This is a genomic window from Xanthomonas sp. DAR 80977 (assembly GCF_041240605.1).
Taxonomy (GTDB): Bacteria; Pseudomonadota; Gammaproteobacteria; order Xanthomonadales; family Xanthomonadaceae; genus Xanthomonas_A; species Xanthomonas_A bundabergensis.
In genome coordinates this window covers 2,821,248-2,842,501 of record NZ_CP162487.1, presented here as the reverse complement: position 1 = coordinate 2,842,501, position 21,254 = coordinate 2,821,248, and the positions used below count along the sequence as shown (strand labels likewise).

20 protein-coding genes are annotated in these 21,254 nt (G+C 70.1%); all 20 read right to left on the bottom strand.

Annotation, left to right across the window (positions count from 1 at the left end; genetic code table 11):
• The 20 genes from AB3X10_RS12040 to AB3X10_RS11945 all read right to left on the bottom strand — a co-directional run bounded on the left by AB3X10_RS12040 (position 1) and on the right by AB3X10_RS11945 (position 21,251).
• A complete protein-coding gene (locus AB3X10_RS12040) occupies positions 1-528 on the bottom strand; it encodes a flagellar basal body-associated FliL family protein (protein WP_369975250.1) in 528 nt (175 codons plus the stop codon).
• Between the two features lie 226 nt (positions 529-754).
• Complete coding sequence (locus AB3X10_RS12035) at positions 755-2,044, bottom strand: flagellar hook-length control protein FliK (protein WP_369975249.1); 1,290 nt, start codon at positions 2,042-2,044, stop codon at positions 755-757.
• Entirely contained in the window at positions 2,041-2,508 is a 468-nt protein-coding gene (gene fliJ, locus AB3X10_RS12030) for a flagellar export protein FliJ (protein ID WP_179564511.1), read from the bottom strand. The genes AB3X10_RS12035 and fliJ overlap by 4 nt, the downstream gene beginning before the upstream one ends.
• Positions 2,509-2,511: 3 nt before the next feature.
• The gene (locus tag AB3X10_RS12025) at positions 2,512-3,888 is read right to left on the bottom strand and encodes a FliI/YscN family ATPase (RefSeq protein WP_369975248.1); all 1,377 of its coding nucleotides are present in this window, start codon (positions 3,886-3,888) and stop codon (positions 2,512-2,514) included.
• Positions 3,885-4,505 carry a FliH/SctL family protein gene (locus AB3X10_RS12020; protein WP_369975247.1) on the bottom strand — a complete coding sequence of 207 codons (621 nt, stop codon included), beginning with the start codon at positions 4,503-4,505 and terminating at the stop codon, positions 3,885-3,887. Before AB3X10_RS12020 ends, AB3X10_RS12025 begins: the two co-directional genes overlap by 4 nt.
• Complete coding sequence (gene fliG / locus AB3X10_RS12015) at positions 4,502-5,491, bottom strand: flagellar motor switch protein FliG (protein ID WP_145708158.1); 990 nt, start codon at positions 5,489-5,491, stop codon at positions 4,502-4,504. Before fliG ends, AB3X10_RS12020 begins: the two co-directional genes overlap by 4 nt.
• A gap of 10 nt (positions 5,492-5,501) precedes the next feature.
• Positions 5,502-7,214 (bottom strand): flagellar basal-body MS-ring/collar protein FliF, encoded by a 1,713-nt coding sequence (fliF, locus tag AB3X10_RS12010; RefSeq protein WP_369975245.1) that lies wholly within the window; start codon positions 7,212-7,214, stop codon positions 5,502-5,504.
• 11 nt (positions 7,215-7,225) lie between these two features.
• A complete protein-coding gene (gene fliE / locus AB3X10_RS12005; RefSeq protein ID WP_369975243.1) occupies positions 7,226-7,588 on the bottom strand; it encodes a flagellar hook-basal body complex protein FliE in 363 nt (120 codons plus the stop codon).
• A gap of 260 nt (positions 7,589-7,848) precedes the next feature.
• The gene (locus AB3X10_RS12000; RefSeq protein WP_420018509.1) at positions 7,849-11,370 is read right to left on the bottom strand and encodes a glycosyltransferase; all 3,522 of its coding nucleotides are present in this window, start codon (positions 11,368-11,370) and stop codon (positions 7,849-7,851) included.
• A 200-nt stretch (positions 11,371-11,570) separates the two neighbouring features.
• The gene (locus tag AB3X10_RS11995) at positions 11,571-12,692 is read right to left on the bottom strand and encodes an FkbM family methyltransferase (protein ID WP_369975242.1); all 1,122 of its coding nucleotides are present in this window, start codon (positions 12,690-12,692) and stop codon (positions 11,571-11,573) included.
• Complete coding sequence (locus tag AB3X10_RS11990) at positions 12,689-13,318, bottom strand: acetyltransferase (protein ID WP_369975241.1); 630 nt, start codon at positions 13,316-13,318, stop codon at positions 12,689-12,691. Before AB3X10_RS11990 ends, AB3X10_RS11995 begins: the two co-directional genes overlap by 4 nt.
• Positions 13,315-14,454, bottom strand: a complete 1,140-nt coding sequence (locus tag AB3X10_RS11985; RefSeq protein ID WP_369975240.1) for an aromatic ring-hydroxylating oxygenase subunit alpha — start codon at positions 14,452-14,454, stop codon at positions 13,315-13,317. Before AB3X10_RS11985 ends, AB3X10_RS11990 begins: the two co-directional genes overlap by 4 nt.
• Positions 14,455-14,467: 13 nt before the next feature.
• Complete coding sequence (locus AB3X10_RS11980) at positions 14,468-15,115, bottom strand: NeuD/PglB/VioB family sugar acetyltransferase (protein ID WP_369975239.1); 648 nt, start codon at positions 15,113-15,115, stop codon at positions 14,468-14,470.
• Positions 15,112-15,891: an SDR family NAD(P)-dependent oxidoreductase gene (locus tag AB3X10_RS11975; RefSeq protein WP_369975237.1), complete on the bottom strand. Its 780-nt coding sequence runs from the start codon at positions 15,889-15,891 to the stop codon at positions 15,112-15,114. Before AB3X10_RS11975 ends, AB3X10_RS11980 begins: the two co-directional genes overlap by 4 nt.
• Positions 15,888-16,649, bottom strand: coding sequence for an SDR family NAD(P)-dependent oxidoreductase (locus tag AB3X10_RS11970; protein ID WP_369975236.1), 762 nt, complete (start codon positions 16,647-16,649; stop codon positions 15,888-15,890). Before AB3X10_RS11970 ends, AB3X10_RS11975 begins: the two co-directional genes overlap by 4 nt.
• Positions 16,650-16,651: 2 nt before the next feature.
• Positions 16,652-17,692 (bottom strand): ketoacyl-ACP synthase III, encoded by a 1,041-nt coding sequence (locus tag AB3X10_RS11965; RefSeq protein ID WP_369975235.1) that lies wholly within the window; start codon positions 17,690-17,692, stop codon positions 16,652-16,654.
• A gap of 1 nt (position 17,693) precedes the next feature.
• On the bottom strand, positions 17,694-17,918 hold the full coding sequence (locus tag AB3X10_RS11960) for an acyl carrier protein (protein ID WP_003466862.1): 225 nt from the start codon (positions 17,916-17,918) through the stop codon (positions 17,694-17,696).
• On the bottom strand, positions 17,915-19,087 hold the full coding sequence (locus AB3X10_RS11955) for a DegT/DnrJ/EryC1/StrS family aminotransferase (RefSeq protein ID WP_369975234.1): 1,173 nt from the start codon (positions 19,085-19,087) through the stop codon (positions 17,915-17,917). Before AB3X10_RS11955 ends, AB3X10_RS11960 begins: the two co-directional genes overlap by 4 nt.
• 293 nt (positions 19,088-19,380) lie before the next feature.
• Positions 19,381-20,871, bottom strand: a complete 1,491-nt coding sequence (locus AB3X10_RS11950; protein WP_145708185.1) for a sigma-54 dependent transcriptional regulator — start codon at positions 20,869-20,871, stop codon at positions 19,381-19,383.
• Positions 20,868-21,251 (bottom strand): response regulator, encoded by a 384-nt coding sequence (locus tag AB3X10_RS11945; RefSeq protein ID WP_010341669.1) that lies wholly within the window; start codon positions 21,249-21,251, stop codon positions 20,868-20,870. The genes AB3X10_RS11950 and AB3X10_RS11945 overlap by 4 nt, the downstream gene beginning before the upstream one ends.
• Positions 21,252-21,254: the final 3 nt, after the last annotated feature.

Here is a 21,254-nt window from a genome sequence, read left to right as displayed (position 1 = left end):
TTACTGGGTCACGAAGCTGGTGAACAGCAGGTCTTCCACGCACTTCTTGCCGGTCTCGGCGGTCATCAGCTTCTGCGCGTCGGCCAGCGCCGCGGCCTGCAGCTTCTTGCGCCCGGCGATGTCGGCGATGTCCTGCGCCTGCACCTGCGAGAACAGCATCAGCAGGTGCGCGCGGATCGCCGGGGCGTTCTCGGTGATCAGCTTCAGTTCTTCCGGGTCGCGGGTCATCAGCTGCACTTCCATCTGCAGGTAGTGCGGGCCGTCCTCGGCGGCGCCGTTGAGGTTGACCACGAACGCCGGGTCCATCGGGAAGTACTGGGCCGGCTTGGGCAGCTCGGCGGTCTTGGCCGCGGCCTTGCCGTGGGCGGGGTCGGGCTTCTTCAGGAAGAACCACGCGCCGGCGCCGCCGCCGCCCAGCACCAGCACCGCGGCGGCGACGATGATCAGCAGCTTCTTCTTCGACTTGCCGCCTTCCGGGGCATCCTTGGCGTCGGCGGATTTCTTCGATTTGTCGGCTGCAGCTGCCACGGATTGGCTCCTTAAGGGGGGACTCTGCCCCTATGGATGCAATCGGCGTGCCGAAACGGCGGGCGTGGCCTGCCGGAGATTTGACGGCGGCGCTCGGCGCCGCCGGTGCAGGCTTCTTGGGGAAGGGAATCCAAGCCCGGCGGGCATTTCCGGCGAGGCCCGGCGGGGCCGAAGCCCCTCCCGCAAGCAGGGGTGGGGCCGGCGCGGCCGCGGTGGCGCGGCTGGATCAGGCGTAGGCGTCGAGCAGGCCGCGCTGGCGCAGGACCACCGACGGAATCCCGACGCTGCCCAGCAGCTCGTCGCCGCCGGCATCGCCGCCGCCGGAGCCGCCGCGCTGCGGCGCGTTCTGCGAGGCCTGCTGTTGCTGCTGGCCGACGTCGGCCTGGCCGAGCTGGAAACCGTGCTGGCCGAGCATGTCGCGCAGCCGCGGCAGGCTGTTCTCCAGCGCCTGGCGCACCTCGGGCTGGGCGCTGCTGAAGCTGGCGTTGACCTGGTCGCCGTTCAGATGCAGGCGCACCTCGACCGGACCCAGCTCGGCCGGGCTGAGCTTGATGTGCGCGTGGCCGATCTTCTGGTCGGCCAGCCAGCTCATGCGCGCGCCCAGTTCGTCGTCGAAGTTGTCGCCGTGCAGGTTCGGCGTGGGGGTCGGCGAGCCGGTGAACGGCGTGGCGCTGTCCGTGCTGCGCGACGGCGCGTGGATCCCGGCCGGCGCCATCAGGTTGGCCGCATCGGTGCCGGTGCTGGCGACCTCGCTGCCGCTGTCGGTGCTCTTGTCCGCGGCGGTCGCCAGCGCCGCCAGGGCCGCGACCGGGGCCGCGGCGGCGTCGCCGCCAGCGGCCTGCGCCGCGGCACCGGCGACCTGCGCGAGCATGCCGCCGAAGCCGCCGGCGGCGCTGGCGCCGGCAGTGGCGCCGGCCGCGGCCGGTGCGGCGGCGGTCGCGGCGGCACCGGCGGCCGTGGTGTCGGCAGCGGCCGCCGCCGCGGTGTCGCCGCCGAGCAGCGCGGCCACGCCCTGCGCGGCGGCACCGGCGACGCCGATCGCCAAGCCCGCCGCGCCCAGCGGACCGGCCGCCGCCGGCAGCGCCGCGCCGAGCGCCGGCAGCAGGCTCAGGCCGATGCCGGCCAGGCCCGCCGGCGGCCAGCCGGCGTCTTCCTCGGTGTCCTCGCCTTGCTTGGCGTCGCTCTTGCCGGCCTTGGCCGGCGCCTTGGCGTCCTCGCTGCTCTTGTCGGTGTCGCGCGCGGCCTTGGCGCCGGCCTCGGCGCTGCGCGCCGGCTCGCTGGCGGTGTCGTCCGCGGCCTCGGGCCGCTTCGCCGCGGCGTCCTTGTCGGCGGCATCCTGCTGCGACTTGGCGTTCGGCCGCGGCGCCGGCTTGGGCGCGGCGCGCGGGGTGCCGTCGTTGCCGAGCAGCTTGGCGAAGTCCTGGCCGCCGCCGCGGTCCTGGTCCTGGCTGTCGGCGCCGCCGCCGAGCTGGCTGCTGCGGGCGCTGCCGCCCAGCGCGGAAAGTGCGTTGCTCATCGGCTGTCCCCGTTGTCGTTGTCGCTGTCGGCCGCGGCCACCGCCAGGCGCACCCGGCGCGCGCCGAGGTCGTCCATCTCGCGCTGGCTGCGGCGGTCGTCGACCTTGCGTTCCTGGGCGCGGTAGCTGGCCGCCAGCTGCTCCAGCACCTGCTTGTCACGGCTGGCCAGCAGCAAGCGGCTGCGTTCCATCTCCACCTTCTCGCGGTTGCGGTCCACGGTCTGGCACTGCTGCTGCACCGCGCTCTCCAGACGGTCCAGGAACGCGCGCCGGTTGGCCAGTTGCGCCAGGCTGGTCGCGGCCATCTGGCTGTTGGCGTATTCCTCGGCGTAGCGGCGCAGTTCCTCCAGCCGCGACTCGTGGGTCTCCAGCGCGCGCTGGCGCTCGGCCAGGTCGCGGGCGACCTCGTCCTCGTGCTGCTGGGCGCGGCGGAGCAGGGGATCGATACGCTGTGATTGCATCATGGCTTAGTTCTCACGTTCGACCAGCCGCTTCAGGGCGGCCTGGCTGTGGGGCAGATCTGCGGCCTTGGCGACGTCCTGTCCGAGGAACTCCATGATCTCCGGCCAGCGCTCCAGCGCTTCGTCCACGGCCGGATCGTTGCCGCGCTGGTAGGCGCCGATGGTGATCAGGTCGCGGTTGGACGAGTACGCCGAGACCAGCCGCTTCAGCGCGCGGATGCGCAGCCGCCACGGCTCGTCGGCGATGTCCTGGACCACGCGGCTGACCGAGGATTCCACGTCGATGGCCGGATACAGGCCGCTGTCGGCGACGCGGCGCGACAGCAGGATGTGGCCGTCGAGGATGGCGCGGGCGGCGTCGGCGATCGGGTCCTGCGGATCGTCGCCTTCGGTCAGCACGGTGTAGAAGGCGGTGATCGAGCCGCGGCCCTTGGCGCCGTTGCCGGCGCGCTCGACCAGCGCCGGCAGCTTGGCGAACACCGACGGCGGGTAGCCGCGGGTGGTCGGCGGCTCGCCGACCGACAGGCCGATCTCGCGCTGCGCCTGGGCGAAGCGGGTCAGCGAATCCATCAGCAGCAATACGTTCAGGCCCTGGTCGCGGAACCATTCGGCGATCGCGGTGGCGCGGTAGGCGCCGTGCAGGCGCGCCAGCGGCGGACGGTCGGCCGGCGCGGCCACGACCACCGCGCGGCGCAGGCCTTCCTCGCCCAGCGTGGTCTCGACGAAATCGCGCACTTCGCGGCCGCGTTCGCCGATCAGCCCGACCACGATCACGTCGGCGGCGGTGTAGCGGGTCATCATCCCGAGCAGGGTGGACTTGCCGACGCCGGAGCCGGCGAACAGGCCCACGCGCTGGCCGCGGCCGATCGGCAGCAGCGCGTTGATCGCGCGCACGCCCACGTCCAGCGGCATGGTGATCGGTTCGCGCGCCAGCGGGTTGATCGACACGCCGGCCATGCCCACCGAGCCTTCCGCGCGGATCGGACCCTTGCCGTCCAGCGGCACTCCGTCCGAATCGATGACCCGGCCGAGCAGGCCTTCGCCCACTTCCACGCCGCCGCGGCGGCGCACCGGCACCACCCGCGCGTTGGGCAGCAGGCCGTAGGTCTCGGCGCTGGGCATCAGCGAGGTGCGCTCGCCGGAGAAGCCGACCACTTCGGCATCGACCCAGCCGCCGTCGACCTCGACCTTGCAGGTGGCGCCCATCGGCGCCTCGCAGCCGACCGCTTCCAGGGTCAGCCCGACCGCGCGGCGCAGGATGCCTTCGCGGATCAGGCCGCGGCCGGCGGCGGCGTCCAGGTCGAGCTGGCCCAGGCGCGAGGCCAGGCGCAGGTTGCGCGCGTCCAGCCAGTCGGCCGGATGGGTGCCGGACAGCGCGCTCACAGGCCCGCTCCGGACTTGCGCATCACCGTCTCCAGCGCCGCGCGCAGGCGCGCCTCCAGGGTGCCGTCGATGCGCACCGCCTCGGCATGCACGCGCAGGTCGCCGCGGCTCAGGGTCAGGTCCGGCACCAGCCGGGTGCCGTCGGCCATCGACGCCAGCAGCGGGGTCAGCGCGGCGATGTCGTCCGGGTGCAGGCGCACCTCGACCTCGCGGCGCGCGCCGCCGACCGCGTCCAGCGCCTCGCCGACCAGCTCGGCCAGCAGCGCCGGATCGGCCTCGTAGGCACGCCCGACCAGGCTGCCGGCGATGCGCACGGCCAGTTCGCCGAGCGCGCCGACCACTTCGTTCTCCAGCCGCGCCAGCGGCCGCGAGAAATTGTCCAGGATGCCTTCGATCTGCGCGGTCAGGCGGCGGATCTCGGCCTGGCCCTGGGCCAGGCCCTCGGCATGGCCGCGCTCGAAGCCCTCGTGCTGCGCGGCGGCCTCGATCGCCTGGATGTCCTCCAGGCTCGGCGGGCGCAGCACCGGTTCTTCGGGCAGCAGCTCCTCGTCCTGCTGCACCGGCAGCGGGACCGCATTGAGCTCCGGCGCCAGCCAGCGCACCACGTTGCCGCTCATACCATCGCCTCCGCGCCGGCGCCGCCGAGGCTGATCACGCCTTCATCGGCCAGCCGCCGCACGATCGTCAGGATTTCCTTCTGCGCGCCTTCCACGTCGGCCAGGCGCACCGGACCGCGCGCTTCCATGTCCTCGAGCAGGATCTCGGCGGCGCGCTGGGACATGTTCTTGGTGATCTTCTCGCGCACCTTGATGTCGGCGCCGCGCAGGGCCAGGCCGAGGCGGTCGCCGCTGACTTCGCGCAGCAGGGTCTGCAGCGCGCGGTCTTCCAGCTCGACCAGGTTGTCGAACACGAACATCAGGTCCTGGATGCGGGTGCTGAGCTCGGCGTCGATCTTGCTGATCGCCGCCAGCACGCCCTGGTCCTGGCCGCTGTCCATGAAGTTGAGGATGTTGGCGGCGACCTTGACCCCGCCGACGTTGGACGACTTCAGGTTCTGGTTGCCGGAGAACTGCCGCTCCATGATCTCGTTGAGCTCGTTCAGCGCGTTCGGCGGGATGCCGTCGAGGGTGGCGATGCGCATCAGCACGTCGGCGCGGGTGCGCTCGGGCAGCAGCTTCAGCGCCTCGGCGGCCTGGTCGCTGTCCAGGTGCGCCATGACGATGGCGATGATCTGCGGGTGCTCGTTGCGCACCAGGTCGGCGACCGCGCGCGGGTCCATCCACTTCAGCGTGTCCAGGCCGGTGGTGTTGCGGCCGAGCAGGATGCGGTCGATCAGGTTGCCGGCCTTGTCCGCGCCCAGCGCCTGCACCAGCACGTTGCGGATGTAGTCGTCGGCGCCCACGCCCAGCGAGGTCTTGCTGCCGAGCTCGGCGTTGAACTCGTCCATCACCTTCTCGACCTGGTCGCGCGAGATGCCGCTCATGGTGGCCATGGCGATGCCGATCTTCTGCACCTCCTTGGGGTCCATGTGCTTGAGCACTTCGGCCGCGTCGCTCTCGCCGAGCGACAGCAGCAGCACCGCGGCGCGCTGGGTTCCGTTCATGGCAGACGTATCAGGCTTCACTGGCGACCCATCCCTTCACGACTTGCGCAACGCGCTTGGAATCCTGCTTGACCGCTTCGCGCGCCAGGCGCAGACGCTCCTCGTAGGCATCGGGCAGGGCGATCGCGGGCCGGCTGCCGCTGCCGATGCTGGCGGTGTCCTCGGCCATCGACGGCAGCAGCGGATCCTCGTCGTCCAGCATCGAGACGTTGGCGTTCTGCGGTTCGGACTTGTCCTTGCTCTTGGCCTTGGCCGGCGCCGGGCCGGCGATCTGGCGCAGCGCCGGGCGCAGCACGCCGAACAGCAGGGCCAGCACCACGGCCGCGCCGAGCAGCAGGCGCAACCCGTTCATCACCCGCGGATCTTCCCACCAACCGGGCTTGTCCGCCGCTTCCGGCGCTTCGCGCACGAACGGGGCGTTCATCACCGAGACGGTGTCGCCGCGCTCGGCGTTGAAGCCGACCGCCTGCTTGACCAGGCCTTCGATGCGGGTCAGCTCGGCGGCGCTGAGCGCCTGCTCGACCATCTTGCCCTTGGCGCCCGGCCGCGGCACATGGTCGACCAGCACCGCCACCGACACGCGCTTGATCCGGCCCGGCGGCTGCCGGGTGTGCTGCAGGGTGCGGTCCAGCTCGTAGTTGCGGGTGGCGCTCTTGGAGGTTTCGGTCGGGGTCGCGGCGGCGGCCTGCTGGGCGTTGCCCGGGGTGGCGCCCGGGGTGCCGGCGGCGCCGGGCTGCCCCGGTGCGGCCGCGCCGGGAGGCGAATTGCTGGTCGCGCCGGGCACGCCCTGCGGGCCGGCCGCGGCCATGCTGCTGTCGCTGACCTGCTCGCTGCGCAGCTTCGGCGGCTCGCCGTTGTACAGCTCGCGCGCTTCCTCGGTGACCGAGAAATCCATGTCCACGCTGACTTCCGGGTTGACCCGGCCGGGACCGGTCATCGGCTCCAGCAGTTCGCGGATGCGCTGGTTGTAGGAGCTTTCCTGGCGCCGCACCTGCTCGAACTGGGCCGCGTTCAGGGCCGCGTCGCTGTTCGGGTCGGCGATGGTCAGCATGCGCCCGCTCTGGTCGACCACGGTGACCCGCTCCGGGGTCAGGTCGGGGATGCTGGAGGCGACCATGTTGACGATCGCATCGACCTGGTTGCGTTCCAGGGTGGTGCCGCCGCGCAGTTCCAGCACCACCGAGGCGCTGGCCACGTCGCGCTGGCGGGTGAACGCGCTGGGCTTGGGGATGGCCAGGTGCACCCGCGCCTCGCGCACCGGGCGCAGGCTGGCGATGGTGCGCGCCAGTTCGGTCTCCAGCGCGTGCTGGTAGCGCGCGTTCTCGACGAACTGGCTGACGCCGAAGCCCGGGTCCTTCTCCATGACCTCGAAGCCCATGTTGCCGTTGTCGGTCAGGCCGGAGCCGGCCAGCTTCAGGCGCGCGTCGTAGAGCTTGTCCTCCGGCACGGTGATCGCGCCGGTGGTCTGGTCGAGCTTGAACGGGATCTGCGCGGTGCGCAGCAGGTCGGTGGCCTCGGCCGTGCCCTTTTCGTCCAGGCCGGTGTACAGGGGAGTGTAGGCGGGCTTCTGCGACCAGAAGAACACGAACAGGCCCGCGGCCACGGCCACGGCGATCATCGCCATCAGGCCGATGCGGCGGGTGATCTGCAGGCTCTGCAGGCGATCGAACCAGGCGCCTGCCTTTTCGCCGTTGAGGGTGTCTTTGCTGAGCGCAAGGGCCATCGTCGTCTACCTTACAGCGGCATGTTCATCACGTCCTGGTACGCCTGGACGAGTCGGTTGCGGACTTCCACGGTGGCGCGGAACGCCACCTGGGACTGTTGCGCGGCCATCATCACCTTGGCTAGGCCGGCGTTGGGGTCGCCCATTTCGAAGGCCTTGGCCAGATCTCCGGCCTTCTGCTGGGTGTCGTTGACGCCGCTGATCGCGCTGCGCAGGGTGTCGCTGAAGCTCGGGCCCTGCGTGCCCTGGGTTCCGGTCAGGCCCTCGATCGCATTGCTGCGCCCGGCATCGGCCACCTGCGCAGGCGCGGCCTGGCCGACCTGGCTCTGGTAGCTGCGGATCTGCGAGAGGATGGAACTGATGGAGTCGCTCATACGGGGATGTCCATGCCGGGGCGGCTACCGGGAATGGATGCAAGCGGTGTGCCGAAACGGCGGGCGCGGTCGTCGCCCATCCGGACAGGTGCGGCGAAAGCGCGGCGCGTGGCGGCGTGCGCCGGCCGGCGCACGCCGGTGTCGGCTTCCCGGCGCGGTGCGGCCGCCGCCCGCGGCGGCGGGTGCCGGCCGATTGACGCGCGTGGGCCGGGCTGCCGGGAAAGCCGTTCAGGCCACTGGCGTGGCAGCGGCTGCGCGGCTCAGTCCGGCAGCCAGGCCGCGCGCCAGGCCTGCAGGTTGGCGCCCTGCAGCATCCAGTCGCGGCGTACCGCGGCGTGCAGTGCCGCCCCGGCCGCGGCGCTGGCCTCGGCATCGGCCAGGTGCATGCGGATCGCGTTGATCCAGTCGCGGAAGCGGTTCCTGACCAGGGTCGCCGGCAACCCGTCCTGGTAAGGAGGCAGGTCGCTGGCCACCACCGGGTAGCCGCAGGCGCCGTATTCGAGCAGGCGCAGGTTGCTCTTGCAGCGGTTGAACAGGTTGTCCTCCAGCGGCGCCAGCGCCAGATCCAGGCGCAGCGCGGCCAGGGCCTGCGGATAGCGCTCGAAGTCCACCCCCGGATGCACTTCGGCCACGTGCGGGCGCAGCCGCGGCGGGCACATGCCCATGAACACCCAGTGCACCTCGCCGGCCAGCGCCTGCACCACGTCGGCGATCAGTTCCAGGTCGCCGGTGTGGCTGGCGCCGCCGGCCCAGCCGACCCGCGGTCTGGCGCCGGCGCTGGTCCTGGTCGGCGCGGGCAGATCGCCCCACATGCGCGGATCCAGCCGGTTGTGGACCACGCGGATGTCCGCATGCAGGCCGGCGAGGGCCTCGGCCAGGGTCGGGGTCGACACCACCACCCGGTCCACCAGCGCCGCGGCGCGGCGCAGCGAGCGCAACACGTCCTTGGGCATCTGCTCGCGATGCGCGCTCTTCAGCGGCAGATTGGGCAGGTAGTCGTCGAGTTCGTAGACCTTGAACGCGCTGGAGAAGCGGCGCATGCGCTCCATCTTCGCCAGCTCGACGTCGCCGACCCGGCGCTGCACTACCACCGCATCGGCGGCGATGCGCTCCATCTCCACCGGGTCGAGCAGGCGCGCGTAGTAGACGCCATCGATCTGCCCGGCCTCGGCCAGCGCCTGGAACGGTTGGATCACCCGGTAGTGGCCGCTGCCGAACGCATCGCCGGGATGCGCCAGGATCCGTGGCAGCGGCTTCCAGGACAGCGGCTGCCAGGAGAACTCGGATTCGCCCAGCTTGAAGCCGCCGGGCTGCTCCAGGCCCAAGCTCGGCGAGTACGCCGGATCCTGCGCCATGACCGGCAGCCAGCGCTGCAGCAGGGCGTCGTCGGCGCTTTGCGGCCGTGGCGCCGCGGCGGACTGCAGCAGCAGCGCCTCGGGCGTCCAGATCGTCCACTCGCCCAGCGCCGCGGCGCGCAGGCACAGGTCCACATCGGCGCCGCCGTCGCCGAACCCGCCCGCATCGAAGCCGGACAAGCGTTCGAACAGGTCGCGCCGCACCAGCATGCAGCGCTCGGACACGGCGCTGTAGCGGTGCGCCACCTGCAGTCGGCCCATGTAGCCGGCGTGCGCCATCGGCTCGCCGGCGAAGGCGTGGCCGGCGCCGGGCAACAGCCCGGGCAGCAGACCCGCGTGGGTGATGGTGGCGTCCGCGGACACGCCCTTGGCGCCGACGATGCCTACCTCCGGGCGCTGCGCATGGTTCATCAGTTCGTGCAGCCAGCGGCCCTGGACCACGGCGCTGTCGGCGTCCAGGAACAGCAGGTAGTCGCCATGCGCCTGGGTCGCGGCCAGGTTGCGCGCCTCGGCCTGGGCCACGCGCTGCTCCAGTGCGAACACGCGGATGCGGCCGTTGCCCAGTTCGGCCACCGCCTGCAGCCATGCGCCGACCGCCGGCGCGTCGCTGGCGTTGTCGACCAGCAGCAGTTCGTAAGCCGGGTAGGCGGTGGTCTCGAGCAGACCGACCACCAGGCGCTGCAGTGCAGGCAGATTGTCCTGGGCGATGGTCACGATCGAGACCGGCGCCTGCTGCGCATGGCCATAGTCGATGCGATGCAGTCCGCCAGGCAGCGTGTCGATCGTGGCGTCGGCATAGCCGCGTGCCCGCAGGTGGCTGGCGACGGCGCGCTGGCGCGCCTCGGCGCCCGCGGCGGCGTCGGCCGGCGCCGCGATCAGCAGCGGCTCGGGCAGATGTACCAGGCTGGCGCCGGCATCACGCTGGAACAGGCGCAGGATCAGCTCCAGTTCCAGCGCGCCGTCGTGATCGGGATCGAACCCGCCCAGCTCCTGTACCAGGGCGCGGCGGAACACCCAGTGCCCGGCGGTCGCCAGCGGGTTGCCCAGCAACAGGTCCAGATCCGGATCCGGGCGCAGCACCGGCGCCAGCGTCTGGCCGTCCAGGGCCAGCCATTCGTCGGCATACAGCGCGCTGCCGTGCGGTTGCTGCGCCAGTTCCAGCACCAAGCGCAGCAGGCCGCCCGCGCAGAAAACGGTGCCTGCGCGGGCGCACAGGAACCAGTCAGAGTGGCCGAGTTCGGCCAGCGTGGCGTTGCGGTCGGCAGCCTCGTCGGCGGACGCCAGCGGCAGATGCCGGACCCGCGGATCCGGCCACGGCGTGGTCGTCGCGCCGCCGAGCACTGCCACGCTCAGCGTGGCGAAGGCGGCGCCGTCGAGCAGCAGGCTGTGCAGGCTGGCTTGCAGTGCGGCCGCGTCGGCGTTGCGTGCGTCCAGCATTACCGCCAGCCGCGCGCCGCCGCCCAGTTCCGCCAGGCGCGCGTCGAACAGGGCGCGCTTGGCCGGCGGCAGCTGGCGCTGCGCCTGCCAGTCGCGCAGCGCCAGCTGGGCGCGGCCGCGCGCATACGCGGCCTGGATCGCCTGCAGCAGATCGACCGGTTCGGCGCGGCTTCCGTCCAGCGGGGTCACATGGACCAGGCGCACGTCGCCGTCGCCGCGGTACCAGCCCATGGCGCGCACGCCGCGGCGGAAATCGTCGTGGCCCTGGTCGCCGATTCCCGGTTGGTCGCGGCCGGCCTGGCTGTACTGGTCCTGCGACACCCGGAAGCGGGTCAGCGGCCTGGCCAGCAGGGCGAGGTTGCCGCGGTGCAGGAGCTTGGCGTACAGCGCCAGGTCGCCGACCCAGTGGATCACCTTGCCGTCCAGCATCATCAGCTGGTCGCCGATCTCCAGCAGATCCTGGCGCCGGCACAGCACGCAACTGGGTTCGCCGATGAAGTTGATGGTGTGGTCGGCGAGGAAGGACAGCAGTTCGGGGCCGTCGAGCAGCACGTCGCCGGCGAACGGGAAGCTGGTGGCGTGGATGTCCGGCAGCGGCGCGTCGTCGCCGTCGATGCGCTGCCGGCGCGAGGAGGCCAGCACCACGTCGGGGCCGGCCTGCATGGCCTGCACCAGCGCGGCGATGCAATCCGGTTCCAGCACGTCGTCGTCGTGCAGGAACTTGACGTATTCGCCCTGCGCCAGGCCGATGCCCTTGATGGTGCTGCCGAGTTCGCCCAGGCGGCTGGGGTTGCGCTGGTAGCGGATCGGGAAGCGCGCCGCGGTACGCCTGCGCTCCACCGCCGCGGCGATCGTGCCATCGGGGTTGTCGTCGCAGATCACCAGTTCCAGCGCCGGATGGGTCTGGCCGAGCACGCTGTCCAGCGTCCGCTCGAAGTACCGGAACTTGTAGGCCGGCATGACGATGCTGACCAGGGCGTTGGAACTCATGCGGGATTGACCATCGTCGAAATTGATAAGGTGCATCGACCGCATCGGGGCGGCGGCGGGCCGATGCCGGCATTGGCGCGGCCGATCCGTTGCCGATGCAACATGCGTGCCGGTCGCGGCATGGCTGCCTGGCCGGCTCGCCGCGGCAGCGCGCTCGCGGTGCCGCTTCCTCGACTTCGCTGTGCCGTCCTCGCTCCCGCTCACTCCACGTAGAGGATGGTGTCGTAGAAGTACATCGAGTAATGGCGCAGCCGGAATTTGGCTCCCGGGTAGATCGCATCGATCACGGCGACGATGTCCAGCAGGTCCAGCGCGTGGTGGTAGCAGGTGATCGCCATGCGCGGACGGCACCGGCCGATCAGCTCGGCCGCGCCGCGCAGGACGTGCGGCTCGAAGCCTTCGACGTCCATCTTGAGCAGCGTGATCTGCTCCAGCACATCGTCCAGCCGCACGCTGGGGACCTGGATATCGCCGCCGGCCTCGACCCGGCTGCCCATGGTGCCGCTGGCCAGGAACGACAAGGGCTGGTCGGAATCGGACACGGCCTCGTTGTGCAGGAAGACCGGGCCGGTGGTGGACTGCAGGCGGCGCTGCAGGGCGGCGAAGTTGCGCGGGTCCGGTTCGTAGGCGTGGATCGAGGCGAAGCGGTAGCGTGCCGCGGTCATGAACTTGCCGACCGTGTCGCCGTCGTAGGCGCCGATGTCGACGTAGTGTTCGTGGTCGTGCAGCGCGATCGGGGCCTCGCTGGAGGAATACATGGAGAAGTATTCCTGTTCCATCGGACGGATCACGTCCAGCAACTCCGCTCGGTTGCCGGTCATGCGCAGGCGCAGTATCGCGTCGAGCGTCGCGCGGCTGAGCGCGTCCTCCAGGCGCGTCCGCAATGCCGCGAAATCGGCTGCGCGCTCCTGCGTCTGCGCGCGCATGACCGGTCCGGTGTGATAGATCCACGGCCTGTCCAGGATATAGAGGAGTTCCGGCAGGTCGATCGCCCTGCCTGGCAGCCCACGCTGCAGGTGATCGAAGTACAGCCACGTGGACAGCAGAAAGGAGCAGTTCACCGTGATCGAATTGGGCCCCTGCGGGCTTGCGAGATGGGCGGCGACGGTGCGGATCTCGTCGAAGTCCGGGGCCTTGCCGCGATTGACGTGGAAGTAGTCGTCCGCCGCGATCAGGCGCAGCTTCGCGGATCGCTGCCGCAGCTCGTCGACCAGGGGCGCGACGAAATCTCCCAGGTAGGAACTCGGTGCCAGGAACACGATCGTGTCCGCCTGCATGCAGGCTTCCAGCAGGTCCGTCTCGTTTTGGTTCGCGTTTGTCATGGTCGTCCGCTGTTGAGGATGCGTGCGCCTTGAGGCATCAAGGCGTCATGAAAGGAGCGGTCCGGCAGGGCAGGCGGAAGCGGGCTCGGCAGCAGCCACTCGCAATGGCGGCCGATCCTGGCCCCGGCCGGCGCGACGCAGCCCCTGCCCAGGGTGCTGCCTTGCCCGATCTCCACGTCGTGGCCGAGCACGACCCCGGCCTGCAAGGTGACGCAGGCGCCCAGGCGCGCGTTGCGCTCGACGATCACCTGCCGTTCCAGCCAGCTGCCAGGACCGATGGTGCTGCCGGAGGCCAGGTTGCAGCCGGGGCCGACATGGACATTGCCCATCAGGCGCACGCCGGCATCGACGTGGGCGTGCGGCGAGACCAGGTTGACCGTGCGATAGCCGGCCAGGCGCACGTCGGCCAGCAGCTTGTGCCGCGCGTGGTTGACGGCGCGCTCGTCGAGCGCGACGAACACCTCGGTGGCATCGGCGGCGTGGTGCGCCAGCAACGGGCCAAGGTCGAAGTTGTAGTGATCGGCCGAGGCCAGCGCGAGCGGGACGTGGGCCAGCCCGCAGTCCTGCGCGAGCGCCTGCGCCTGTTCCAGCGCGGCGCCTTCGCCCAGCAGCACCAGCGCCTTCATGCCGGCTCTCCCAGCACGTTGGCGCGGTACCACAGGTGCTGCCGGACCAGCTGGGTTTCGTAGTCGCCGTGCATGAAGCGCCGGGAATGGGCGCCGAAGCCGGCCTGCATGCGTTCCAGCAGCGCCGTGTCCTCGGCGATGACGGTGCGCTCGCCGCGGATCAGGTTGCTCAGCAGCGCGGTGAAGTCGGTGCGCTCGCTCTTGCGCCGCGCGGTCATGACCCACAGGTGGTAGTCGGTCTCGTGCGCCGAGACCGGATCGTACTGCTGCAGCAGGAAGTAATCGCCGCGCACGCTGCAGAAGTTCACGTTGGGATAGACGAACCAGTTGTAGTAGGCCGACTCGTCGCCGTATGCATCGCAGAGTGCGCGGAACCAGTTCTCCTGCGGCGTGATCGGCGCCTTGACCGGGAAGCTCAGTTCGCTCAGCGCCGGGCGCGCAGGCGCCTGCAGCAGCTGCTGCACCGCGGAGGGCACCTCCGCGGCGCGCTCGACGCTGGCGGAGGGCTTGCCCGAGCCAACCATCAGCGGGCTGAAGGTCTTGGGATGGACGAACGGGACATGGTTGTAGTCCTTGACGTTCTCCATGTTCAACTTCCAGTTGTAGCGCACGCGGTGGCAGCTGTAGATGATCTGCGAATCCAGGTGCGACGACGCGGTACGGAGGTTCTCCAGGTAGTCGGGAGCGAACTGTTCCTGCAACGGCAGCGGATCGTCGGAGAAATTGACGAACAGCAGCTGGCCGACCTGCTCCAGCCGGAACCTGGTCAGGCAGATGCCGGCCTTTTCTTCCGCGGTGAACTGGTACAGGTCGGAATTGGGCAGCCCGCGCAACTCGCCTTCCGCGCCGAACGACCAGGCATGGTAGGGGCAGACCAGCGGGCGCTTGCCCTGCGCGTCGATCTGGATCGCCGACTGGCGGTGCGGGCACTGGTTGAGAAACGCACGGATCCCGGCGTCGGTGCGCTGGACCAGGACCGGCACGCCGGCGACCTGGCGCGCGAAGAACTGGTTGCGTTCGCGCACCATGGAGGAAAAGCCGACGAAATTCCACAGCTTGCCGAACAGCCGCGCCCGTTCAAGGCGCAGGCTGTGCTCGCTGGTGTAGTGCTCGGCATCGAGTGCGTGGCGGGTCATGGTGCAGGTCCTGCTACTTGCTGAAGATGGTGCGCGCGGGATTGCCGGCCACGGTGACGTTGGGCGGGACGTCCCGGACCACCACGCTGCCGGCACCGATCACCGCGCCGTCGCCGACGCTGATGCCCGGGATCAGGGTGCTGTGCGGATGGATGACCACGTCGTTGCCGATGCGCACGCCGCCGCCGATGAACACGAAGTTGCCGATCTGCACGTAGTCGCCGATCGTCACGTCGTGGCCGATGATGGTGGTGGACAGCACGGTGACGAATTCGCCGAGCTGGCTGTCCGCGCCGATCGACACCCCAGGTTCGAACAGGCCGCCGCGCCCGATCCTGGTCGGCGATGCCTCGCGCAGGCCCGGCCGCAGCACCATGAAGTCCGCCCCCTTCTCGAGCAGCGCACGGGTGTAGCGGCGGCGCGTGGCCGGATCGCCCAGCGCGCAGACGAACAGGTCGCCTTCGACCGGCTGGTAGGTGTGCGGATCGCCGACGATCGGCCAGCGCGCGGTTTGCGCCAATCCGCTGCGATCGTCGAGGAAGCCCTTGATGTCCCACTTCGTTCCGAACCCCGGATCGTCGTGACAGGCCATGGCGGCGACGCCCTTGCCGAAGCCGCCGGCCCCCACGATCAAGACATGCCAAAACGAGAGATCGCTCATGCGAATTCCACGCCTCCGTCCATGCTGAACGCTTGTCCGGTGACCTTGTCGCTGGCATCAGAAAGGAAGTACAGGCAGGCCAGGGCGACATCGTCCGGTTGCCCGACGCCGAGCGGATAGCGTTTGCGGCTTTCCTCGAACCAGCTCTTGTCCTCGGTGATCAGCGTGGTCTCGACCAGGCCCGGACACAACGCGTTGGCGCGGATCTTGCGCCGCGCCAGCTCCAACGCCAGCGGTCGCAGCGTGCCGATCAGCGCGGCCTTGGAACCCGCATAGGGGCCTACGCCGACGGTGCCGGTCAACGCGGCAATGGAGGAGATGAACACGATGGAGCCGCCGGCGCGAATGGATTGGCGGGCGAGCAGGTGCCGGGTCAGCATCACCGGCGCCACGTAGTTGATGTCCAGCACTTCCTTGAGGAAACCGTCGCCGACCAGCTTCATCGGCGCCAGGCCGCGGATGCCGGCGCTGTGCACCAGGCCGTCGACCGGGCCGCTTTCCGCCGCCAATCGCTGCAACGTGGCCGCGTCGCTCAGGTCGCCGGCGAACAGCCGGTGGCCGCTGCCGTCCAGGGACGCGAGCACCGCCTCCAGGCGCGCGGCATCGCGTCCGGCGACCAGCACGCTGGCACCGGCGGCGGCGCAGCTGCGCGCGACCGCCTGGCCGATCCCCTTGGAAGCGCCGGTCACCAGCACCGTCTTGTCCTGCAGGCCGAACATGTCGCGCAACAGCGCGGAGGCGGGATCGAAAGAAGGCACGTTGGCTTGGTCGCTCATAGGCGGATCGGCAGGGAAATCCCGCCATCGATGGTCAAGGTGCTACGGGTGACCCAGCGGCTGGCGCCGGATAACAGGTACACGGCGCCCTTGGCGATGTCGTGCGGATCGATACGGCCCAGCGGGGTCAGTCCGATCTTGTCGTCCATGTCCGCTGCCGTCCCCAGCCTTTCCAGCATCGGCGTGTCGACATAACCCGGCGCGATGCAGTTGGCGCGGATGCCGTGCTTGGCCTGTTCCAGCGCCAGGGTGCGCACCGCCGCTTCCAGCGCCGCCTTGGACGCGGCATAGCCCGCCGCCGCTTGCGGCGCTGCGCGCGCCGACAGCGCGGACACGAATACCAGCGAGGCGTTGTCGTGCAGGCGCCGCTTGAACAGCAATTGCTGGGTCAGGCTGATCGGCGCCAGGTAGTTGACCGCCAGCATCTGCTGCAGGTGTTTTTCGGCGGCCATGCGGAACGGCACCAGCGCGGCGACCCCGGCGCAGGACACCAGGCCGTGGTAGCCGTCGGCCGCTTCCAGCAGCCGTTGCCGGGTCTGCGCGTCGGTCAGGTCGCCAATCACGCTGGCGTGGCCATCGCCTTCCAGCGTCTGCAACACGCCATCCAGGCGCGCGGCATCGCGTCCGGTGACGACCAGCCGAGCGCCCAGGCGCGCGCACAGCCTGGCGGTGGCGGCGCCGATGCCCGAGGACGCCCCGGTCACCAGCACGACCTTGCCGCCCAGTCCGAAAGCATCCGTCGCTGCGGCAGCGGCCATGCTCACGACTCGATCAGGTCGGGGAACACGGCGCCCTCGATGTCCACCAGGCAGCTGCCCCAGGACAGGCCGATGCCGAAGCCGCACAGCAGCACGCGCTTGCGCCCGGACTCCAGCTCCTTGTTGATCCGCGCGGTCATCGTCACCGGCAGCGAGGCGCCGCTGGTGTTGCCGAAATCGCGCAGGGTCGAGGGCACTTTCTCCACCGGCAGGCCGAGCTTCTTGCGGATGGTCTCGTTGATCATCCGGTTGGCCTGGTGGAACACGAAGTAGTCGATCTCGTCCTTGGACACGCCGGTGTAGTCGAGCAGCTTCTGCACCGCCGGCGGCACCCGCTGGGTGGAGAAGCTCAGCACCGCCACGCCGTCCAGCTGCAGGTCCACGCCGCGGTGCCAGTAGTCGTTCTCGTCGGCGCGGAACGGCATCAGATGCTGGATGGCGACCGGCTCGCGCTGGCCGCCCACCGGCAGGATGATCGCCTTGTAGCCGCTGCCGTCGCTGTTGAGGTCGAAGTGCATCGGCGCGGCGTCGGCGCTGAATTCCAGCGCGGTGGCGGTGCCCGAATCGGAGAAGATCGGATCCTCCAGGTTGGCGCTGCGGTCGCCCACCAGCAGCAGGCCCTTCTTGACCCCGCCGGCGGCGATCATCGAGCCCAGCAGGTTGATCCCGAACGGATACGCCGAGCAGCCCAGGTTGACGTCGAAGGCCACGGTGGCATGCGACAGGCCGAGGCGGTCCTGCAGGATGATCGCGGTCGCCGGGATCGGATAGTCCGGCGACTGGGTGACCACGATCAGCGCATCGATCTCCTCGCGCTGCCATTGCAGCCGTTCGATCAAGCCCTGCGCGGCATCGAACGCCAGGTCGGAAAAACACTGCCACTCCTGCGCCATGCGCCGGGTCTCGATGCCGATGTTGCGCACCAGCCGCTCGCGCTCGGAGCGGATCTGCGGCCGGCAATCGGTCAGGTTGGACACGATGCGCCTGGGCACGCAGGTCGCCATGCCGGCAAAACGCACGTTGTGCAGCGTGGAGGTCGGCATGCTACGCCTCGGTCAGCTGGTAGAGGTCGCCCACGGTGACGGCGGCGGCCAGGTGTTCGCCGGTGATGGTCTTGCCGTATTCCATGTCGAACATCACGATCACGCCCAGCGCCGCCAGCGAATCCCATTCGGGCAGTTCGCGCAGCACGGTGTCCGTCGTCACCTCGACCGGAGTCTGGAAATCGGTCGCCGACAGGAAGTTCTCGATAAACGTTGCTTGGCTCATTCTTGTTCCACGGGGTGGGCGGAGGAAGGGATGGTCGTTGCGGAACGACCGGCTTTTGACGCTGCGGTGCCGGCGCCGGCGATCAGCTCGGCGATGCGCTGCACATCGCCGGCACGCAGGCCGGGATAGATCGGCAGGCACAGCACGCGTTCGGACATCTGCCGCGCCACCGGCAATCCGGCCGGCGCGGCCGAGGGCAGGCCGCGGTACATCGGGAAATCGCTGATCAGCGGATAGAAGTAGCGGCGCACCAGGATGTCGTGCTCGCGCAGCAGCTGGTGCAGACCGTCGCGGCTCAACGGGAACTCGTCCTCGATCAGGATCGGGAACGAGGCGTAGTTGGCCAGTTCCGGCGGCCTCGGCGCCAGGCAGCGCACGCCGGCGACCTGCGCCAGGCGTTGCCGGTAGGTCGCGTCGATCTCGCGCCGCTGCTCGAGCGCGCGATCGATGTGCTTGAGCTGCAGCAGGCCGAAGGCCGCGTTCACCTCGCTCATCTTGCCGTTGATGCCGGTGGCCACCACGGTGGTCTCGTCGACGAAGCCGAAGTTCTTCAGCCGGCTGATGCGCTGGTAGGTCTTTGCGTCGGGGCAGACGATGGCGCCGCCCTCGAAGGTGTTGAATACCTTGGTGGCGTGGAAGCTGAGCACGCTGAGGTCGCCGTGGCGCAGGATCGAACCGCCGTCGTCCTTGACCCCGAAGGCATGCGCGGCGTCGTAGATGACCTTGAGGTTGTAGGTGTCGGCGATGCGTTCGATCGCGGCGGTGTCGCACGGCGTGCCGTAGCAGTGCACCGGCATGATCGCGGTGGTCTGCGGCGTGATCGCCGCCTCGATCTTCTGCGGGTCCAGGTTCAGCGTGACCGGATCGATGTCGACGAACACCGGCTTGATCCCTTTCCACAGCAGCGAGTGCGCGGTGGCGACGAACGAGTAGGGCGTGGTGATCACCTCGCCGGTGACGCGCAGCGCCTGCAGCGCGGTAAGCAGGGCCAGCGTGCCGTTGGTCAGCAAGGCCAGGTGTCCCACGCCCAGGTACTCCGCCAGCGCCTTTTCCAGCGCCCGGTGCATGTCGCCGCCGTTGGTCAGGATGCAGCTGCTCCAGATCTTCTCCAGATACGGCACGAACTCGTCCAGGGGAGGCAGCAGCGGACTGGTGACGGGAATGGGCATGGTGGCCTGCATGGGTGCGTGTGGAGAATCCGCGGCGCGGATCGCTGCGACGGGGCTCTATGTTCTGAAAGCAAGCCATATGCCAACAGACATGTCCACTGCCTCTGCGATCGCCTGCCAGGACGCGTGAGCGCGCTGCGATCCCCATCGCCGGCGACACGCACGCATCCGTCGGGCCGACCGGAGGCGCGTCCCGGAAGCCATGCGATGCGAGGGGTGAGGGTACTTCAGTTTCGAACCGCGGTCGTTCCGTGGCGCAGCAAGCGCGCGGGACGCGGGCGGCGACCGCGGCCTCAGCTGGCCAGTTCGGTCTGGTCGCGGTCGATGCCGTACTTGCGCAGTTTCTCCACCAGCGTGGTGCGACGCAGGCCCAGCAGCTGCGCCGCATGCGCGACCACGCCCTGGGTGCGCTCCAGCGCTTCGTTGATCAGCGCCAGTTCGATGTTGGCCATGTGCCCGCGCAGGTCCAGCCCGCTCTCCGGCAGCGTCGCCGCGGCCTGCGCGGCGGACTCGGACGGATCGGACAGCGACTTGGGGCCGACGTGCAGGTCGACCACGTTGGGCAGGCGGCGCGGATCCGGCGCGGCGATCGGCGCCGGCGGCGCCGACACGTCGATCGAGGAGGCGAAGTCGCCGCGGTAGCGCGCCGGCAGGTCCTGCACCCGCACCAGGCCGCTGGGATGCAGCACCGCCAGGCGCTCGACCAGGTTGGTCAGCTCGCGCACGTTGCCCGGCCAGTCGTAGCCGCGCAGCGCTTGCAAGGCTTCTTCGGAGAAGCGCACTTCGCCGCGCCCGGTGCGCGCCAGCTGCGCGGCGATGGTGTTGACCAGCGCCGGCAGGTCGTCGCTGCGCTCGCGCAGGGCCGGCATCTCGATCGGGAACACGTTGAGCCGGTAGAACAGGTCCTCGCGGAACTGGTTGCCGGCGATGCGCTCTTCCAGGTTGCGGTGGGTGGCGGCGATCACGCGCACGTTGCAGCGGATGGTGACGTTGCCGCCGACGCGCTCGAAGCTGCGTTCCTGCAGCACGCGCAGCAGCTTGACCTGCATCGGCAGGCTCATGTCGCCAATCTCGTCGAGCAGCAGGGTGCCGCCCTCGGCCATCTCGAAGCGGCCCTTGCGCGCGGTCAGCGCGCCGGTGAAGGAGCCCTTCTCGTGGCCGAACAGCTCGCTTTCCAGCAGGTCCGGCGGGATCGCGCCGCAGTTGATCGCCACGAACGGGCCGTCGCGGCGCGGCGACTGCTGGTGGATCGCGCGCGCGACCACTTCCTTGCCGGTGCCGGATTCGCCCAGCACCAGCACGGTGGTGTCGAACGCGGCGACCTGGTCGATCAGCCGCCGCAGCCGGACCACCGCGGCGCTGTTGCCGGTGGGGCCGCTGTCCTGCACCGCGCCGGCCTGGTGCTCGGCATCCAGGCGCTTGAGGCTGGCGCGGCGCAGCAGGGTCTCCAGCTGCGCGTGGCGCAGCGGCGCTTCCAGCTGCCAGACGTTGGCCTCGTGCAGGCCGTGGCGCTGCGCGAACGCCTGCGCCTCGCCGTTGAGCAGCAGCACCGGCGGCGGCAGCGCACTGCGCGCGACCCAGCCGAAGAACGCATCGGCCTGGGCCTGGTCGTCGAGTCCGCCGACCAGGATCGCCATCCACTCGCTCTGCCGGTGGCGGCCGGGATTGACGTCGGCCACGTCGGTCACCCAGCGCGGGTTGAGGTCCATGAACTCCAGCAGGCTGACCGTGCGCTCGGCACGCACCGCGTCGTCATCGATCACCAGGATCCGCGACTCGCTCATGCCGGTACTCCCTCTGTGCGTAAGCCCTCCAGGATCGGCATCACTTCCTGGATGTAGGACAGCTTGCTGACGAAGTTGTCGGCACCGGCGCGCATGGCGTGCTCGCGGTGTTCGGCATCGTCGAAGTGGCTGGCGATCACGATGTACGGGGCCTGGTCCTGGGTCTTGATCAGGCGCGTGGCCTGCAGCCCGCCCATCTCCGGCATGGCCAGGTCCATCAGCACCACCTGCGGGCGCAGCGACTCGGAACGTTCGATCGCCTCCAGGCCGTTGGCGGCGCTGCCGATCACCTCCATCCAGTCGAGCTTGCGGAAGTGGCGCATCGCGGCGTTGATGAAGCCTTCGTGGTCGTCGACCAGAAGCACGGACAGTTTGTTCATGTG

What these genes read in the sequence shown, in the direction of transcription:
- AB3X10_RS11980 (WP_369975239.1), bottom strand. Translation starts at nt 15,115, where the DNA reads ATGAGCGATCTCTCGTTTTGGCATGTCTTGATCGTGGGGGCCGGCGGC.
- AB3X10_RS12000 (WP_420018509.1), bottom strand. Translation starts at nt 11,370, where the DNA reads ATGAGTTCCAACGCCCTGGTCAGCATCGTCATGCCGGCCTACAAGTTC.
- fliE (WP_369975243.1), bottom strand. Translation starts at nt 7,588, where the DNA reads ATGAGCGACTCCATCAGTTCCATCCTCTCGCAGATCCGCAGCTACCAG.
- AB3X10_RS11965 (WP_369975235.1), bottom strand. Translation starts at nt 17,692, where the DNA reads ATGCCGACCTCCACGCTGCACAACGTGCGTTTTGCCGGCATGGCGACC.
- AB3X10_RS11995 (WP_369975242.1), bottom strand. Translation starts at nt 12,692, where the DNA reads ATGACAAACGCGAACCAAAACGAGACGGACCTGCTGGAAGCCTGCATG.
- fliF (WP_369975245.1), bottom strand. Translation starts at nt 7,214, where the DNA reads ATGGCCCTTGCGCTCAGCAAAGACACCCTCAACGGCGAAAAGGCAGGC.
- fliG (WP_145708158.1), bottom strand. Translation starts at nt 5,491, where the DNA reads ATGAACGGAACCCAGCGCGCCGCGGTGCTGCTGCTGTCGCTCGGCGAG.
- AB3X10_RS11945 (WP_010341669.1), bottom strand. Translation starts at nt 21,251, where the DNA reads ATGAACAAACTGTCCGTGCTTCTGGTCGACGACCACGAAGGCTTCATC.
- AB3X10_RS11960 (WP_003466862.1), bottom strand. Translation starts at nt 17,918, where the DNA reads ATGAGCCAAGCAACGTTTATCGAGAACTTCCTGTCGGCGACCGATTTC.
- AB3X10_RS11955 (WP_369975234.1), bottom strand. Translation starts at nt 19,087, where the DNA reads ATGCCCATTCCCGTCACCAGTCCGCTGCTGCCTCCCCTGGACGAGTTC.
- AB3X10_RS11990 (WP_369975241.1), bottom strand. Translation starts at nt 13,318, where the DNA reads ATGAAGGCGCTGGTGCTGCTGGGCGAAGGCGCCGCGCTGGAACAGGCG.
- AB3X10_RS11975 (WP_369975237.1), bottom strand. Translation starts at nt 15,891, where the DNA reads ATGAGCGACCAAGCCAACGTGCCTTCTTTCGATCCCGCCTCCGCGCTG.
- AB3X10_RS11970 (WP_369975236.1), bottom strand. Translation starts at nt 16,649, where the DNA reads ATGGCCGCTGCCGCAGCGACGGATGCTTTCGGACTGGGCGGCAAGGTC.
- AB3X10_RS11985 (WP_369975240.1), bottom strand. Translation starts at nt 14,454, where the DNA reads ATGACCCGCCACGCACTCGATGCCGAGCACTACACCAGCGAGCACAGC.
- AB3X10_RS12035 (WP_369975249.1), bottom strand. Translation starts at nt 2,044, where the DNA reads ATGAGCAACGCACTTTCCGCGCTGGGCGGCAGCGCCCGCAGCAGCCAG.
- fliJ (WP_179564511.1), bottom strand. Translation starts at nt 2,508, where the DNA reads ATGATGCAATCACAGCGTATCGATCCCCTGCTCCGCCGCGCCCAGCAG.
- AB3X10_RS12020 (WP_369975247.1), bottom strand. Translation starts at nt 4,505, where the DNA reads ATGAGCGGCAACGTGGTGCGCTGGCTGGCGCCGGAGCTCAATGCGGTC.
- AB3X10_RS11950 (WP_145708185.1), bottom strand. Translation starts at nt 20,871, where the DNA reads ATGAGCGAGTCGCGGATCCTGGTGATCGATGACGACGCGGTGCGTGCC.